1 protein-coding gene is annotated in these 501 nt (G+C 34.3%); it reads left to right on the top strand.

What is annotated here, in order from left to right:
• Positions 1–501 (top strand): HD domain-containing protein (locus F1381_RS28005; RefSeq protein WP_222850506.1); only part of this gene is annotated, 501 nt, incomplete at both ends.

Raw genomic sequence — 501 nt, 5'->3', positions numbered from 1 at the left:
CCAAGTGTCTCTTTTCACAGAATTAGCCGCACTTAAAATTTTAAATGTTTGTAAATTACCAACCACTTCACAAATGATGAATGCGGCGGGTAAATTTTTGATTGTGGCACCGAATACGGAAGAAGTAAAAAATGCAATCAAGCAAGTTCAATCGGAATTAAACCAATGGTTTATCAAAGAAACCTATGGGCTAATTGATTTGGGTATTGCTGTTCAACAAGCAAAGTTCAGCGATTTTGAAGAAAGGTGCTATGAAGAATTAGTAAAAAAATTGTTTAAAAACTTGGAAGAGCAAAAACTCAAGCGGTTAGATTTAACAGATACCACGCAAAGCGTGCAAGAAGTTGAATATTCAAATGGTGTTTGTGAAATGAATAGCTTTTTCCCTGCTCAAATTGGGAAAGAACGTTCAATAATTTCAGAAGATCAAATCAAAATTGGGGAAATGTTGGCGAAAAAACAACGTATCATTATTGCGGATATAAAAGCTGACATTAACTA

This window comes from Paenibacillus tengchongensis (genome assembly GCF_008973665.1).
Classification (GTDB): Bacteria; Bacillota; Bacilli; order Paenibacillales; family Paenibacillaceae; genus Paenibacillus_AQ; species Paenibacillus_AQ tengchongensis.
The sequence above is the reverse complement of the archived record's forward strand: the minus strand, read 5'-3'. Positions and strand labels throughout refer to the sequence as shown.